The 14,506-nt window shown below is 71.1% G+C and carries 10 protein-coding genes and 1 tRNA gene; 6 read left to right on the top strand and 5 right to left on the bottom strand.

Annotated features, from left to right (window positions below; genetic code table 11):
• Nucleotides 1-70 precede the first annotated feature (70 nt).
• Both ACLQ25_RS06900 and ACLQ25_RS06895 read right to left on the bottom strand, forming a co-directional pair.
• Nucleotides 71-1,354: an Ig-like domain-containing protein gene (locus tag ACLQ25_RS06900; RefSeq protein WP_425730053.1), complete on the bottom strand. Its 1,284-nt coding sequence runs from the start codon at nucleotides 1,352-1,354 to the stop codon at nucleotides 71-73.
• A gap of 258 nt (nucleotides 1,355-1,612) precedes the next feature.
• On the bottom strand, nucleotides 1,613-2,884 hold the full coding sequence (locus tag ACLQ25_RS06895) for an Ig-like domain-containing protein (RefSeq protein WP_425730052.1): 1,272 nt from the start codon (nucleotides 2,882-2,884) through the stop codon (nucleotides 1,613-1,615).
• A 188-nt stretch (nucleotides 2,885-3,072) separates the two neighbouring features.
• On the opposite strand from ACLQ25_RS06895, the gene ACLQ25_RS06890 reads away from it, so the two are divergent.
• A tRNA-Lys gene (locus ACLQ25_RS06890) sits at nucleotides 3,073-3,148 on the top strand.
• Nucleotides 3,149-3,227: 79 nt separating this feature from the next.
• On the opposite strand, the gene ACLQ25_RS06885 is transcribed toward ACLQ25_RS06890, so the two are convergent.
• Nucleotides 3,228-4,076 (bottom strand): LysR family transcriptional regulator, encoded by an 849-nt coding sequence (locus ACLQ25_RS06885; protein WP_425730051.1) that lies wholly within the window; start codon nucleotides 4,074-4,076, stop codon nucleotides 3,228-3,230.
• Between the two features lie 105 nt (nucleotides 4,077-4,181).
• On the opposite strand from ACLQ25_RS06885, the gene ACLQ25_RS06880 reads away from it, so the two are divergent.
• From ACLQ25_RS06880 to ACLQ25_RS06870, 3 genes are all read left to right on the top strand, one after another.
• Nucleotides 4,182-4,913 (top strand): SDR family oxidoreductase, encoded by a 732-nt coding sequence (locus ACLQ25_RS06880; protein WP_425730050.1) that lies wholly within the window; start codon nucleotides 4,182-4,184, stop codon nucleotides 4,911-4,913.
• A gap of 215 nt (nucleotides 4,914-5,128) precedes the next feature.
• The gene (locus ACLQ25_RS06875; RefSeq protein WP_425730049.1) at nucleotides 5,129-6,031 is read left to right on the top strand and encodes a ParA family protein; all 903 of its coding nucleotides are present in this window, start codon (nucleotides 5,129-5,131) and stop codon (nucleotides 6,029-6,031) included.
• A gap of 14 nt (nucleotides 6,032-6,045) precedes the next feature.
• Nucleotides 6,046-6,456: a hypothetical protein gene (locus tag ACLQ25_RS06870; protein ID WP_425730048.1), complete on the top strand. Its 411-nt coding sequence runs from the start codon at nucleotides 6,046-6,048 to the stop codon at nucleotides 6,454-6,456.
• Here ACLQ25_RS06870 and ACLQ25_RS06865 read toward each other — a convergent pair.
• Nucleotides 6,428-8,581 carry a HelD family protein gene (locus tag ACLQ25_RS06865; RefSeq protein ID WP_425730047.1) on the bottom strand — a complete coding sequence of 718 codons (2,154 nt, stop codon included), beginning with the start codon at nucleotides 8,579-8,581 and terminating at the stop codon, nucleotides 6,428-6,430. The genes ACLQ25_RS06870 and ACLQ25_RS06865 overlap by 29 nt on opposite strands.
• 157 nt (nucleotides 8,582-8,738) lie before the next feature.
• On the opposite strand from ACLQ25_RS06865, the gene ACLQ25_RS06860 reads away from it, so the two are divergent.
• The gene (locus ACLQ25_RS06860; RefSeq protein WP_425730046.1) at nucleotides 8,739-11,690 is read left to right on the top strand and encodes a VWD domain-containing protein; all 2,952 of its coding nucleotides are present in this window, start codon (nucleotides 8,739-8,741) and stop codon (nucleotides 11,688-11,690) included.
• Nucleotides 11,691-11,926: 236 nt separating this feature from the next.
• The gene (locus ACLQ25_RS06855; protein WP_425730045.1) at nucleotides 11,927-12,421 is read left to right on the top strand and encodes a hypothetical protein; all 495 of its coding nucleotides are present in this window, start codon (nucleotides 11,927-11,929) and stop codon (nucleotides 12,419-12,421) included.
• A gap of 128 nt (nucleotides 12,422-12,549) precedes the next feature.
• On the opposite strand, the gene ACLQ25_RS06850 is transcribed toward ACLQ25_RS06855, so the two are convergent.
• Nucleotides 12,550-14,208 (bottom strand): Na+/H+ antiporter, encoded by a 1,659-nt coding sequence (locus ACLQ25_RS06850; RefSeq protein WP_425730102.1) that lies wholly within the window; start codon nucleotides 14,206-14,208, stop codon nucleotides 12,550-12,552.
• Nucleotides 14,209-14,506: the final 298 nt, after the last annotated feature.

Here is a 14,506-nt window from a genome sequence, read left to right as displayed (position 1 = left end):
GCTTCGAGGAATCCGGGGTGTCCCCGCTGAGGGGACACCCCGGATTCCTCGAAGCCGGTGTCGGTCTGGATCAGGCGGTCGGCGTGGGCGACGGGGTGCTGGCGGCGTCCGGGGCCGCCGGGGCGTCCGGGTCGTACGGCAGGGCACTGCCCTTGACGTACTCGTCCCAGCTCATGTTCCAGTCCGTCCAGCCGTTGCCGTTCTGAAGCTTGCGCTCGGTTCCCTTGACGGTGATCGGGTCACCGACCTCGGTGTTCTTGAACAGCCAGTCGCCGTTCGCCATCGACACGTTCACGCAGCCGTGCGAGACGTTGACGCTGCCCTGCTGGCCCTCGGACCAGGGGGCCGCGTGGATGAACTCGCCGCCCCAGGTGAGGCGCTGCGCGAAGTCAATCTTGGTGCGGTAGCCGTCCTCAGGGCCCAGCTCCTCGAACGTGTCGAAGACGGTCTTGCGGAGCTTCTCGATGACGACCATGGTGCCGCTGGACGAGGGGGTGCTCTTCTTGCCCAGGCTGACCGGGATCGTCTTGATCACCTTGCCGTCGCGGGTCACCGTCATCCGCTTGGTCTTGTTGTCCACCGTCATCAGCAACTTCGGGCCGATCTTGATGTCCACCGACAGGTCGGCACGGCCGTAGTAGCCGTCGCCCATCGGCAGGCCACCCGCCTGGACGCGGTACGAGACCTTGCTGTTCGCCTTCCAGAACTCCTTCGGCCGGTACCGGACCTCGGTCGGGCTGACCCAGTGCCAGATGCCCGGCTGGGCCGGCGTCGAGGTCACCGTCATGCGGCGCTGCACGTCGTCGCGGTAGTCCTCGGGGACGTCCCGGCTGAACTTCACGATCAGCGGCATCCCGACACCGACCTGCTGGTTGTCGCCGAGGAAGCTGCTCACCCGGATCTGCTTGTCGGGTTTGGCCATCGTGGTGAAGGTGCTGGTGGCGGTGGCCGGCCGACCGTCGTCGCCGGTGGCCGTGACCGTGGCGGTGTAGGCGGTGCCGTATTCCAGCGCCTCGCTCGGCAACCACGACTTGCCGTCCGCCGCGAGGGTCCCCTTGACCGCCTTGCCGGCCGCGTCCTTGAGCTCGACGGCGGTCTCCTGGGCGTCCTTCGTGGTGAAGGTGATGCCGGTGGAGGCGGGGACGTCCTTGGCGTCGGCCGCCGGTTCGGCGATGGTCGCCGACGCCTTGGGCGCGGGGGTTTCGGCCCCGCCCTGCCACGAGGACGGCTTGCCACCGTCGCCGTTGCCGTCGGTGCAGGCGGCGGTGAAGGCCAACGCCACGGCGAGGAGCCCCGCCGCGAGCACGCGGCGTCGTCCGCGGGGCCGGATCAGCTGGTCCTGGCTAGCTCGCATGATGTCCTCACAGTCGTGGTCGCTGACCCATCGTCTCTTAGAGACGTGTCAGAACCGGTCCTGGTTGCCGAGGGTGGGCAGGAACACGCCGTACACGATGTCGGATTTTTGTTACTATCCGGCGTTTCGTGATTGAGGTTCGTCTTCCTGCCGAAGCCGAAGGGTCTCCGCCGCCGCCGCCGTCGTCACGTCGCGGGCAGTGCAAGGGTACGCGCCGACCCGTGCCATTGGCAGGGTCGGCGCGACGACGCCGGACGCTCAGAGCGCCGCGCCGGATCCACCCTTGGGCACCGGCAGCGCGCTGCCCTTGATGAACTCCGACCAGCTCAGACTCCACGCCGTCCAGCCGTTGCCGGCGGCGATCTTGCGCTCGGTGCCCTTGATCGTGATCGGGTCACCGATCCGGGTCTTCTCGAACAGCCACTTGGCGTTGGCCGTCGACACGTTCACGCAGCCGTGCGAGACGTTCTGCCGTCCCTGCACGTGCTCCGACCAGGGCGCGGCGTGGATGTACTCGCCGCCCCAGGTGAGCCGCTGGGCGAACTGGATGTCGGTGACGTAGCGGTTGGCCGGATCGGGATCGTCACGGGTGTCGAAGACCGTGGCTTCCTTCTTCTCCATCACGACCATCGTGCCGCTGGACGACGGGGTGCTCTTCTTACCCAGGCTCACCGGGATGGTGCGCGTCAGCGCGCCGTTCTCGTACACCGACATCTTCTTCGTGGCGTTGTCGACCTTCATCACCAACGACCGACCGATCTTAGCGGTGGCCTTGCGGTCGATGTCGCCGTACCTGCCGTTGCTCAGCGGTACCCCGGCCAACGCGATCCGGACGCTGATGGTGGTGCCCGGCTTCCAGTACTCCGGCGCCCGGTAGTACGCCTGCGTGCCGTTGTCGACCCAGTGCCAGGCCCCCGGCTGCGGCGGGTCGGTCTTGACGAACATCCGCTTCTGCACCGCCGCCCGGTCCTTCTTGGGGATGCCCGGGTGGAACTCGGTCACCACCGGCATCGCGATGCCGTAGCTCTTGTCGTCGAAGAGGTACAGGCCGGACCCGATTGTCGACTTCGGCTTGGCCATCGTGGTGAAGGAACTGGTGCCCTGGCTGCTCGTGCCATCCGGCGTGCTCGCCGTCACCGTGGCCGTGTACTTCGTCCCCCACTTCAGGGGCGCGGACGGCACCCACGCCGAACCGTCGGCGCGGAGCTTGCCCTCCACGGTCGCGCCGCCGGCCGCGGTCAGGGTGACCGCGGACACCTTCCCGCCGCTCGGCAGCTTGGCGCTGATCTCCGTACTCACGGGCTTGTTCTTCGTGCCGTCGGCCGGGCTCAGCGCCAGCGCCGGCCCACTGGGCGCGCTGGGCTCGCCGCTCGTCGACGGCGCGGCCGAGTCGGGTGCGGTACCCGCATCCGCCGACGTCCCGCCGACGAATTCCGGTTTCTTCTGCTCGTCGCCGCACCCGGTCAGTGCCAGCGACGCCGCCAGAGTCAGAGCGCCCACCACCGCCCCGGCTCGCGTGAACCGTGCCATCCCCACCTCTGTTCTCGCGTACCTGGCGGACATCGTGCCGCATCAGTGGCCCGACCCACGCCCCCGTCCCAGGCCCGAAGGCTGGTTTGTGGCTGTATGCCCGTTAAGCTCGACCGAAGGGGGGAGTCGGGTAACCGGATTGGAGCCCGCCTCGGCAGGGTGCTAATGTTCTCTCCGTTGCCGAACGAGCGCCGCTAGCTCAACTGGCAGAGCAGCGGACTCTTAATCCGCGGGTTCGGGGTTCGAGTCCCTGGCGGCGCACCAAACGAGTAAGGCCCTGACCGGGTTGATTTACCGGGTCGGGGCCTTTTTCGCGTACGTCGGTGCGACGAGGTGCGATGTCCTAGAGGCGCAGTGCCGCTCGCACAAGATCAGCGACGGCTCGGGAACGGCTGTGCGGGGGCCAGGCGATGACCGTGGTGACTTCCGGCGCGTCCACGATCGGCACTGCGACGAGATCATCTTTCAGCTGGGATCGGGCGGAGTCCGGCACGACCAGCAAGGTCCGGCCAAGGGAGGTGAGTTGCAAAAGTTGTGAGTGGCTCTGTGCCTCCGGACCTGGACCGTCGGGATAGGTGCCGTCATTCCCCGGCCAGCGCGGTAGCGGCAGGTCGGGCAGCTCGGTCACCTCGCTCAGCTGCAAACTCCGGCGAGTGGTGAGGGGATGGCCGGCCGGGAGGATGGCGACCTGACCCTCGGTGAACAGTTCCTCGGTGTCGAACCCGCTCAGGTCGTCGAACGGGTGGTGAAGAATCGCGACATCGGCACGACCGGTCCGCAACAGTCGTTCCTGTTCGCCGGGGCCACACAGCAGCACGTCGACGTCGACCGATCCAGGTTCGGTGGCGTAGGCGTCCAGCAGCTTCGCGAGCAACTCGCTCGACGCTCCAGCCTTGGTCGCCAGGACGACCCCGGCCTGACCGGTGACGGCGAGAGCGGCGCGGCGGGTGCGATGTTCGGCGGCTTCCACAGCGTCCAGCGCTGCTCGTCCCTCGTGCAGCAGGACCGCACCGGCTTCGGTCAGTGTCACCGACCGGCTGTCCCGCTTCAGCAAGGCGGCACCCAGACGGCGTTCGAGCTGACCGATCGCCCGCGACAATGGCGGCTGGGCTATGCCCAGGCGTTGCGCCGCTCGGCCGAAGTGCAACTCCTCGGCCACGGCGACGAAGTACCGCAGCTCGCGTGTCTCCACCTGTAGAGCCTAGCCGGGCACTGAGGCGCGGCGATACCGTGCGGGTATCGCCCGTGACTCAGGTGGTCTTGGACGGTTCACCGGCCCTGACTCACAGTCGAAGACATGAGTGACAAGAAGATCGCCCTGGTCACCGGGGCCAACAAGGGCATCGGGTACGAGATCGCTGCAGGCCTGGGTGCGTTGGGCTGGAGCGTGGGTGTCGGGGCGCGTGAGCAGACCCGGCGGGACGCGGCGGTGGCACGGCTGCGGGACTCGGGCGTCGACGCCTTCGGCGTCCCGTTGGATGTCACCGACGATCCCAGTGTCGCCGCCGCGGCTGATCTCATCGCCGAACGGGCCGGACGCCTCGACGCCCTGGTCAACAACGCCGGAATCACCGGGGGCGGGCCGCAGCAGCCAAGCAGTGTCGATCCGGCCGTCATCCGCACTGTGGTGGAGACCAACGTCATCGGCGTCATCCGGGTGACGAACGCCATGCTGCCGATGCTTCGCCGGTCGGCCTCGCCGCGCATCGTGAACATGTCCAGCAGCGTCGGTTCTCTGACCCGACAGTCCGGCCCCGGTGGTGAGACCTCCACGGGTCCGGTCGCTGTGGCCTACGCGCCCTCCAAGTCGTTCCTGAACGCGGTGACCCTTCAGTACGTCCGGGAACTGGCAGACACGAACATCCTCATCAACTGCGCCTGCCCGGGCTATGTCGCCACCGACCTCAATGGCTTCCGTGGCTTGCGTACTCCCCAGCAGGGCGCAGCGACCGCGATCCACCTGGCCACACTGCCCGACGGGGGCCCTACCGGCGGATTCTTCGAGGACGCCGGTGTGGTGCCCTGGTGACGGCTCGCGGCCCTCACGCCGGCCCGACACCGCTCGACGTCGGGCCGGTCAGGGCGTCGAGGCTGTGGTCAACGGCGACATCGGACCGACAGCGGTGCCGGTGTCCGTGACTCCGGCCGTATCCGACCGCGATGACCGGGAGCGAACGTACGCGCTGCGCACCCCCTCGCTGGTCGAGGCCCGGGCTGCGAAGATGGTTCGATGCGGGAATCGGAATGAGCATCACGTCCGTGATCAACTACAAGGGCGGCGTCGGCAAGACCACGATCACCGCGAACATCGGTGCCGAGCTGGCCGCCCGCGGTCGCCGGGTCCTGCTGGTCGACCTCGACCCCCAGGCAAGCCTCACCTTCTCGTTCTACTCGGCGGAGGACTGGGAGCGGAACCTCGCGTACGAGAAGACGATCCTTCAGTGGTACGGCTCGTTGTTGGCCGACGGACCCACCGACCCACTGCACCCGTATTTGCTCACCCCGGAGCCGGTCAACGCGCTGCTGCCCGACGGCGGCCGGCTCGACCTGGTCGCCTCCCACCTGCAACTCGTCGACGTCGACCTGGACATCGCCGCGGCGCTCGGCGGTTCCCGCTTCCAGCACGGCAGCCCGCACTTTCTGCCGCTGCACCGGTCGCTGGCCGACGCGCTCGGCGCCGAGGAATTCGCCGATTACGACGACATCCTGATCGACTGCGCGCCCAACTTCACGATGGTCACCCGCACCGGCATCGTGGCCAGCGACCACATCCTGACCCCGGCGAAGCCGGACTACCTGTCCACCCTCGGCATCGACTACCTGCGCAGCAAGGTGTCCGAACTGGTCCGCGACTTCAACCGGGTCGCCGCACCCGGGCCGACCATCGACCCGCAGTACCTGGGCGTGGTGTTCACTATGATCCAGTACGCCGGGAGCGGCCCGATCACGGCGTCCCGTAACTACATGGCGCACACCGACAGCCTCGAGGTCCCGGTGTTCCGGCAAACCATCCGGGAGAACAAGAGCCTGTTCGGCACCGCCGGTGAACGGCGGCTACCCGCCGTTCTGGTGCCGAACGCCAACGAGAAAGTGCAGTACGAGCTGCAGCAGCTGGCCAGCGAGTTCCTGGCCCGCACCCGCCCCTAGAAGGAGTACCACCGGTGACCGACCCCGCCGACCTCGCTCATGCCGTACTCCTGCGCGTGGCGGAGTTCGTCCGCGCGCTGCCCGCCGACCGGATCGTCGCGCTGGCCGACGGCACCGCGAAGCTGGCCGTGGTCGACAAGGCCCGACCCGCGGCCCGGCCGGCTGCCACCTCGACGTCGGCTGGGCTGGACACCGAACGGGTTCGTACCGACCTCGCGGGAATCGGCGATCGGGCGGCCGGCGCACGCTACCTCGCCGATCTGAAGCTCACCGTGGTGAAGCTTCGAGCGCTGGCCCGGGAGCTGGGCATCGCGGTGCCCAGCAAGGCCAAGAAGGCCGACATCGAGCACGACATTCTCCAGTGGACGGTTGGCCGCCGTCTCGACTCGGCCGCCGTCAGCCGTCCGCCGGCTCCGCGGAGCTGACCGCGCCCTCTGGCAGCAGCGTCGCCCGCACCTCGGCCAGCACGTCGGCCCAGAATTCGGGCGGGGCGGCTCCGCGCAGCTGACCGGCCAGGTGCTCGGCCAGCCGGCGCGCCTCCCGCTGGGTGAACGCCGCGTCCGGCTCGCCGTCCACCGGCGGGCGAGAGCGGACCGGGGCGTCTAACGGCACCGGCTCGCCGGTGCAGACGATGTCGAGGTATCCGGTGGTGCGGGTCAGCGCCACGTAGAGCAGCCGGTGGCCCCGCTCGTCGCTGGCCACGATCTCCACCGGCTCGACCACCACCACCGCGTCGAACTCCAGGCCCTTGGCCTCCTGTGGGCTGATCAGGTTGACCGCGCCGCCCAACTCGCCCCGGTCGGCGCTGCTCCACGCCATGCCGTTGGCGGCCAGCGCTGCCTCCACCGGCCGGCGCTGCCGGGGCGGGCAGACCACCCCGACGAACCGGCCGGCCTCCGCGTGCTTCCGCGCCACGGCTACCGCCCGGCCGGGCAGTTCGGCCGGGCCGACCCGGTGCACACCGGTCTCCGCCGGACCGTCCCGGACCACCTCCACCGGCGTCACGCCCGGCGCGGCCACCGGCAGCAGCGGCGCCGCCGTCGCGTACGCCTGGTGGGGTACGCGGTAGCCGTACCGCAGGTGGGTGATCCTTGCCGGGTGAACGGTCGGCAGGTGGGCGAGCACCTCGTCCCACGAGTCACGGGCCCAGTTACCGGTGGACTGGGCGAGATCGCCGACCACCGTCAGCGACCCGGTCGCGCTGCGCCGCGCCACCGCACGCAACTGCATCGGGGACAGGTCCTGCGCCTCGTCGATCACCACGTGGGCGTACCGCCGGCCCGGCCCGTCGATCAGGTGCGCCAGCTCGTCCAGCAACGGCAGGTCCGCCGCCGACCAGGTCTCGTGGGACAGCCGGTCCGCGCCGCGCCGGTGCAGCGCCGTTACCTCGGCCGGGGTGAACTCGTCGCCGGCGGCCGCCCGCAGCCGCGCGTTGGAGCCCAGCAGACCGCGTAGCAGGACTGCGGGGGTCTGCTGGGGCCAGAGCCGCTCGACGAGGTTGCCGACCGCGTCCGCCCCGGCCCTGGCGACCCCGGCCCGGGTAGCCACCAGCGCGGCGAGCCGGTCCCGCAGCAGCCGGCGCCGGCCCGCGTACGGCAGGTCGGCCGCCCGCGCCATGGCCAGCGCCTCCGCGACCTCCGCACCGGGCAGCGTGACGAACCGGCCATCGACGAGCAGCCGCTCGGCCGGGTCCGGAGCGCCCACCCGGGCGTCCAGTGCGCGGGCCAGGAGATCTGCCATCCGGGCCTCGCCCTTGATCCGGGCGACCGCGTCGGGCTCGGTGCGGCCCCGCGGCACGTCCGTGCCGAGCCGGCCGACGTCGCGCAGCTCCACCCCGTCGTCACCCAGCGTCGGCAGCACCTGGCCGATGTACCGGACGAAGGTCGGGTGCGGCCCGACCACCAGCACGTCGGCCGCCGACATGTCCTCGCGGTGGTTGAACAGCAGCCAGGACACCCGGTGCAGCGCCACCGCGCTCTTGCCGGTACCCGGACCGCCCTCGATCACCAGCACCTGGTCGCGCGGCGCGCGGATCAGCGCGAACTGGGCGGCCTGGATGGTGGCCACGATGTCTCGCATGCTGCCGGTACGTCCCCGGGCCAGATCGGCCAGCAACCGTGCGTCCACCGCCTCGGCGATCTCGGTGAGGATCGTGTCGGTGATCTCCTCGATCGTGCTCCCGGCGCAGACGAAGGCGCGCTTGCGGCGTACCCCCGCCGGGTTTTCCGGGGTGGCCTCGAACCAGCCCGCAGCGGCCGGGGCGTGCCAGTTGACCACCAGCACCTCGCCTTCGGCGTCCCGGATCAGGTGCCGTCCGACGTACCGGGTCTCGCCCGTCTCGGCGTCCACCCGGCCGAACGCCACCGCTTCGTCGGCCGCGCCCAACGCCCGCTGCGCCGCGTCGGCGTACCGGCGCAGATGCGCGGCCGCGCCGGCGTGGGCCGCGGCGGACGGCAGGTCCCGCAGGTCGTCGCGGCGCCGCTCCCGGTGCGCCGCCGCCGCATCGAAATACGCCTGCTCGGCGGCGATCTCGGCAGCTCTGGACGTCACACACCCTCCCCAAGACCCGTGCCGGCCGGCGGGACCGACGTGATTCGATCCGGCCACCGTACCGGTCGGGGGCGACCATCAGGCCCTACCTCCCCCGCAGCGACCGGTCCCCGACAGAGCGCGGGAATCCCGTCCGCGCGCCCTTACAGTCCCCACCATGAGGTGGACGCTGCGATCGGCTACCGGTCTCGCCGTACTCGTGACGGCCCTGGTGGCCGGGGCGGCGAGCGCCGCCGCGGCGCCCGACGTCGATGGCCTCGGCCTGGCCCTGCGGCCCGGGCAGGCGGACTACCGCGCCGGTGACCAGGTCCGTCTGGACCTCACCGTCACGAACTCCACCGCGTCGGCGTGCGCGCTGCCCACCACGGCCGTCGGCACCGTCCAGATAACCGGGGTACGCCGGGACGGGCGCGATCTCACGCCCACGCTCGCCCGCAGCTTTCATGACGACGGGATCGCCGCGGCGGCCACCGCCGGTCTGACCACTGTCGAGCCTGGTGCGACCGCGATCGTGACGCTCACCGGGATCCGGCTGGGTGACGCTCCCGGCGACGTCGTGCTCCGCTCGGTGGCGGCCACCGGGGAAGGCGGCGGTCTCGACTCGCTCTGGCCGGTCGGCGCTCCCGGCCGGTACGAGGTGACGGCCGGCTACGTACCACTGCCGGTCACCGGCGCGGTCGACCCCTGCACGGGCGCGACGGCCCTGCGGAGCACCACGTTCACGGTCGGCGACGGCAGTACGTCCGGTCGCCGCTGGCTCTGGCCGGTCGTCGGCGCAGTGCTGCTGGTGCTGCTCCTGGCCGCGCTGGTGATCCTGCTGCGCGTACGCCGCCGGCCGACCGCCGCCACCGTGGTCCTGCTGCTGGTGGCCGTCGGTGCGTTGGTCGGCGGTGGGGACCGCCCGGCCCGGGCCGACTACACGGTCGACCCGACCTCCGGCGTGCCGATCAAGGGCGTCGACTTCCAGGCCGCCGTGGACGGCTGTCTGAGCGGGTTCGCCGCGCCGGGCGGGGATCCGTCCGGGATCCTGCCCCGGCTGAAGGACAAGAAGAGCCCGAAGGTGCGGATCATTCCCACGCCGGGCGGCTCCGGCGCGTTCGAGACGCCGGACAGCCCCGACGGCAAGGGCTCGTCCACCGTCACCTGGAACCCGACCTCCACCGACCCGTACGAGGACGGGATCGCCCGGGATCCCTGCGCCGCGCTCTACCACGAGCTGAACCACGCCGACGACATCTCCCGCGACGCGGTGCCGCCGGGCGAGTGCGGGAGCACCGGCATTCCCACCGCCGAGGTGCGGGCTACGTTGGCGGAGAACCGTTACCGGGCGGCGAAGGGCCTGCCGCCGCGCAAGGACTACAAGGGCAAGCCGCTGCCGAAGAGCCTCGACGAGTGCAAGAAGCCGCCGAAGAAGACGCCCCCGCCGAAGGGGCCGGTGAAGCTCTGCGAGGACGGGGCCGACTGCGGCGGCACCAACGGCGACCCGCACCTGGTCACGTTCGACCGGGTCGCCTACGACTTCCAGGCCGTCGGCGAGTTCACCCTGGTCGCCGCCACTGGCGGTGACCCGCTGGAGATCCAGGTCCGGCAGTCGCCGATGACCGGCTCCCGGTCCGCCTCGGTCAACTCGGCGGTCGCGTTCCGGATCGGCGTCCATCGCGTCGCGCTCACCCTCACCGACGGCGCCACCCGGGTGCACGTCGACGGCACGCCGGTCGCCGCGCCACCGGAGCGGACCGACCTGGCCGGCGGCAACCTCACCCGCCGTCCGTCCGACACCGGGGAGACCGACGGGTACGACGTGACGTGGCCCGACGGCTCGGCGGCGGCGGTGGACCAGATCGGCCGCTACGGCTACCGGGTGCTCGTCCGGCTCGCCGACGGCCGGGCCGGGAAGGTACGCGGCCTGCTCGGCGACTTCGACGGCGACCCGGCCGACGACATCGCCCCCGCCGGCGGCGCGGCCCTCGCCCAGCCCGTGCCGTTCGCGACGCTCTACCCGTCGTACGCGGACAGTTGGCGGCTCACCCAGGACCGCTCGCTGTTCGCGTACGGCGACGGCGAGGACACCGGTACGTTCACCGACCGGACCTTCCCGGAGCGGGAGGTGACCGTCGCCGACCTCGACCCGGCCCGGCGTGCCGCCGCCGAACGGATCTGCCGGTGGGCCGGCGTCACCGCCGCCGGCCCGCTCGCCGACTGCGTCTTCGACGTCGCCGTCAGCGGGCGTGGTGAGTTCGCCGTCGCCGGGGCCACCACCGAACGGATCGCCCCGCCGACCGGCGCGCCGATCAGCGCCGTGCCGATCGCGACGGCCAGCCTCACGCCGGGCGGCGAGCCGCTGACGTTCACGGGTCGCGCGGGCGATGCCGTCTTCGTCGACGTCACCGCGCCGGGGATCGCGGACCGCTGCTCGCCGTACGTGCTCACCGACCCGACCGACCGGCTGCTCGGAGCCGGCTGCGCCATCGGCGGCGTCGGGTACATCGACCGCGCCGACCTCACCACCACCGGCACGTACGCCGTGCGGGTCACCGCCGCCCCCGGCGACACCGGACGAGCCGCCGTCCGGGTGTACGTGGCCCGGGACGTCGACGGCACGCTGCAGGCGAACGGCCCGGAGGTCACCGCGACCCTGGAGCAGCCCGGCGCGGCGGCCCGGTACCGGTTCGCCGGGCAGCAGGGCGAGCGAGTCTTCGTCGAGGTGCCCACGAGCACACTTCCCAACCAGTGCACCCCGCTGGAACTGCGCGACACCGAAGACCGGCTGCTGAGCAGCGGCTGCGTGATCAACGGTGTCGGCGAGATCGACGGCACGCTGTTGCCCGCCGACGGGACGTACACAGTGGTGGTCGATCCGACCGGACGCACCACCGGCACGACCACACTGCGGTTGGTCACCAACCGCGACCGGGACGCGACGATCACGGTCGGCGGACCGCCGGTCGTCGCCACCGTCGACCGGCCCGGAGCGGTGACGAGCTACCGGTTCACCGCCGCCGCCGGCACGTCGGTGACGGTGACCGCGACCGCCGCCACCCTGCCCGACCAGTGCGGTGTGCTGGAGCTGCGCGCCCCGACGGCAGCCTGGTCACCAGCGGCTGTGTGATCAACGGAGCCGGTGACATCGGGCCGACCACGCTGCCGGCCTCCGGCGCGTACACCCTGCTGGTCGACCCGTCCGGGCCCGCGACCGGCCGGGTCACGCTGGCGCTGCGGTGATCGGTGGCTGCTGAGCGGTGCGACACGCCGGGCGGCGTGCTGCTGAGCAGCCACCGATCGACTCGTGGGGCGGCACGGGTCTAGGTTCTTCGCGGTTGGTATCGACGACGGTCGGAGTACGGGGTGGGCGACGAGAAGCTGGACGATGCGGGCGTCAGGGACGGGTTCGACTTGCTGGTCACTCCCGACGTCCGGTACACGCGATTGCTGCGACGGGATCTGCGGCGGCTGAGTTTCCTGTTCGTCATCTCGGGCCTGCTGTTGTCGATCACGAGTCTCGGCACGTTCACGGCCGATGGTGGCTGGCTCTTCGCCGGGCTGTTCGGCCTACCGTTCGGGGTGGTCTGGTTCATTGCGGGGCTGATCAACGGCGCGGCGTACCTGCGCCGCCACGCCGAGTTGAGCGCGCCAGTGCGGTACGTGTTCACCGCGGACGCCATCGAGTGGCACACCGCCCATGCGGCGTTGCGGTTGCCGTGGACGGCGATCAGGCACGCCGTTCGGATGCGGGAGGCGTACCGTCTGGACTGCGCAGACCAGCAGCCCCGCTACCTGTGCCGGACGACACTGACGCCGGCTGAGGACGCGCGGGTGACGGCGTACCTCGATGAGCGGTAGGCCGCGCGGCTGGCCACCGAGGCGTCCGTGCGGCCGATGCCACCGGTCGCTGCCGGGTCGTAGTCGGGCCGGCCGGGCGAGGTCCGGATCCGTTGGCCGACCACTGGTGCGCCCCCGTCGGTGCGAACCTACTGCCGCTTGGGGAGCAGCAGATCCTCGTGGTCGAGTTCCCGTTCCAGGACCCGCAGCTCCTCGTCCGGCAGCCGCCCGGAGTCGCGCCAGCGCACCAACTCCTCGCGCTGCGCGTCGAGCGCGGTACGGCGGACCCGCAGCGCCGTCTCGTACTGCGGTGACGTGGGGATCTCCGTCGATCCACTCTGTTCGAGCAGGTCGAGTCTTCCGCGGTAACGCGCGAGGCGGGCCAGCAACTGGGTACGGGTGGTGTTGACGGCCATTGCGCTGTCCGGCTCGGCGGCGGCGACCTCGTCGAGACGGGTCAGAGCCGCCTCGACCGCTGCGGAGCGGGCCTCGTTGCGTACCCGGGCCTGGTCGGTTTCGTTGGCGCGCAGGCCGAGCATCCGCACGAGCGGTGCGAAGGTCAGACCCTGACCGACGAGCGTCACGAGCACGACCACGAAGGTGCAGAACAGCAGCAGGTCACGATCGGGGAAGGGCGACCCGTCGTCGGTGGTCAGCGGCAGGGTGAAGATCGCGGCCAGGCTGATGACGCCGCGCGTGCCGGACCAGCTCAGCGCCACCACCTCGCGGGAGTTGAGTCGGCGGGCGTTGCGGTCGGCCCGCGCCACCTGCCGGGCGGTGTTCGGCTCGTCGGCGTCGTCCTGCTCGGAGATGCCGCCGAGGCGGGTGTGCAGGGACCGGGGGAGCGACTGGGTCAGCACCAGCCACGCGGGACGCAGGAGCAGCACCACGCCCACGGACACCGCGACGGCGATGACGATCGTCGACGTGTCGTACTGGCGCAGTCCCTTGACGACCTCGGGAAGCTGCTGGCCGATCAGCAGGAAGACGAAGCCTTCGAGGAGGAAGTCGACGAGGCGCCACACCGCGCTGGTCTGGAGTCGGGCGGCCCCGGACCCGACCTGGGGCGTCTGGTGGCCGACGATCAGCCCGGCGATCACCACGGCGAGTACGCCGGAGACGTGCAACGCCTCGCCCAGCAGGTACGCCACGAACGGTGTCGCGAGCGAGATCGCGTTGGACAGCAGCGGGTCCGCGGTGAGCGGTCGGGCCAGTCGCTTCGCCCAGGCGACGGCGACGCCGACGGCGACCCCGCCGACCGCCGCCAGCACGAACTGGGCCACGGCGGCGGGGAACGAGAACGTGCCACCGACGGCGGCGGCCACCGCGACGCTGAGCATCGTCAGCGCGGTCGCGTCGTTGAGCAGCCCTTCGCCCTGGATGATCGTGACCATCTTCGGCGGCAGGTTGACCCGGCGGCCCACCGCGAGGGCGGCCACCGGGTCGGGCGGGGCGATGGCGGCGCCGACCGCGATCCCGGCGGCCAGGGTCGCGCCCGCGACGAACAGGTGGAACCCGAGGCCGACGAGCAGCCCGGTGAGGAGCACCAGCAGCACCGAGAGGCTGACCACGATGCGCAGGTTCCGGCGGATGTCCAGCAGTGAGGAGTCCAATGCCGCGCTGTAGAGCAGCGGCGGCAGCACGACCATGAGCACCAGCTCCGGGTCGAGGCCGATGTTGGGGCCGGGTAGCAGCGCGTACACGATGCCGATGAGCGGCAGCAGCGCGGCCGCCGGCAGGCCGGTACGGGACGCCACCCACCGGACGGCGACGATGACCGCCACGGCGGCGAGCACGAACAACACCATGGAATGGGCGCTCACCTGGTGACGTCCCCCTGGATCGGCGCGTGGGTCTCGGCGTCGACCCTACCTGCCACCGGAACGGATGGACTCGTCGCGGGCTCGGCGCGCGAGCGTCCGGCCTTGCCCATCAATTGGCGCGCTTCTATAGTTGCGCGATCACCACATTCATGGCCGTGGTTACGCGGCCGGGTCGTCGAAGCGCTTCGACGATTCGTCGTTCAGGCCCGTCAGCCGGGTGTCGAGCCTGGCCACGCCGGTCTTGGCGCTGAATCGCGCCTGTCGTACGACATGAGGAGAACCG

The organism is Micromonospora sp. DT44 (genome assembly GCF_049841635.1).
GTDB lineage: Bacteria > Actinomycetota > Actinomycetes > Mycobacteriales > Micromonosporaceae > Micromonospora.
The sequence above is the reverse complement of the archived record's forward strand: the minus strand, read 5'-3'. Positions and strand labels throughout refer to the sequence as shown.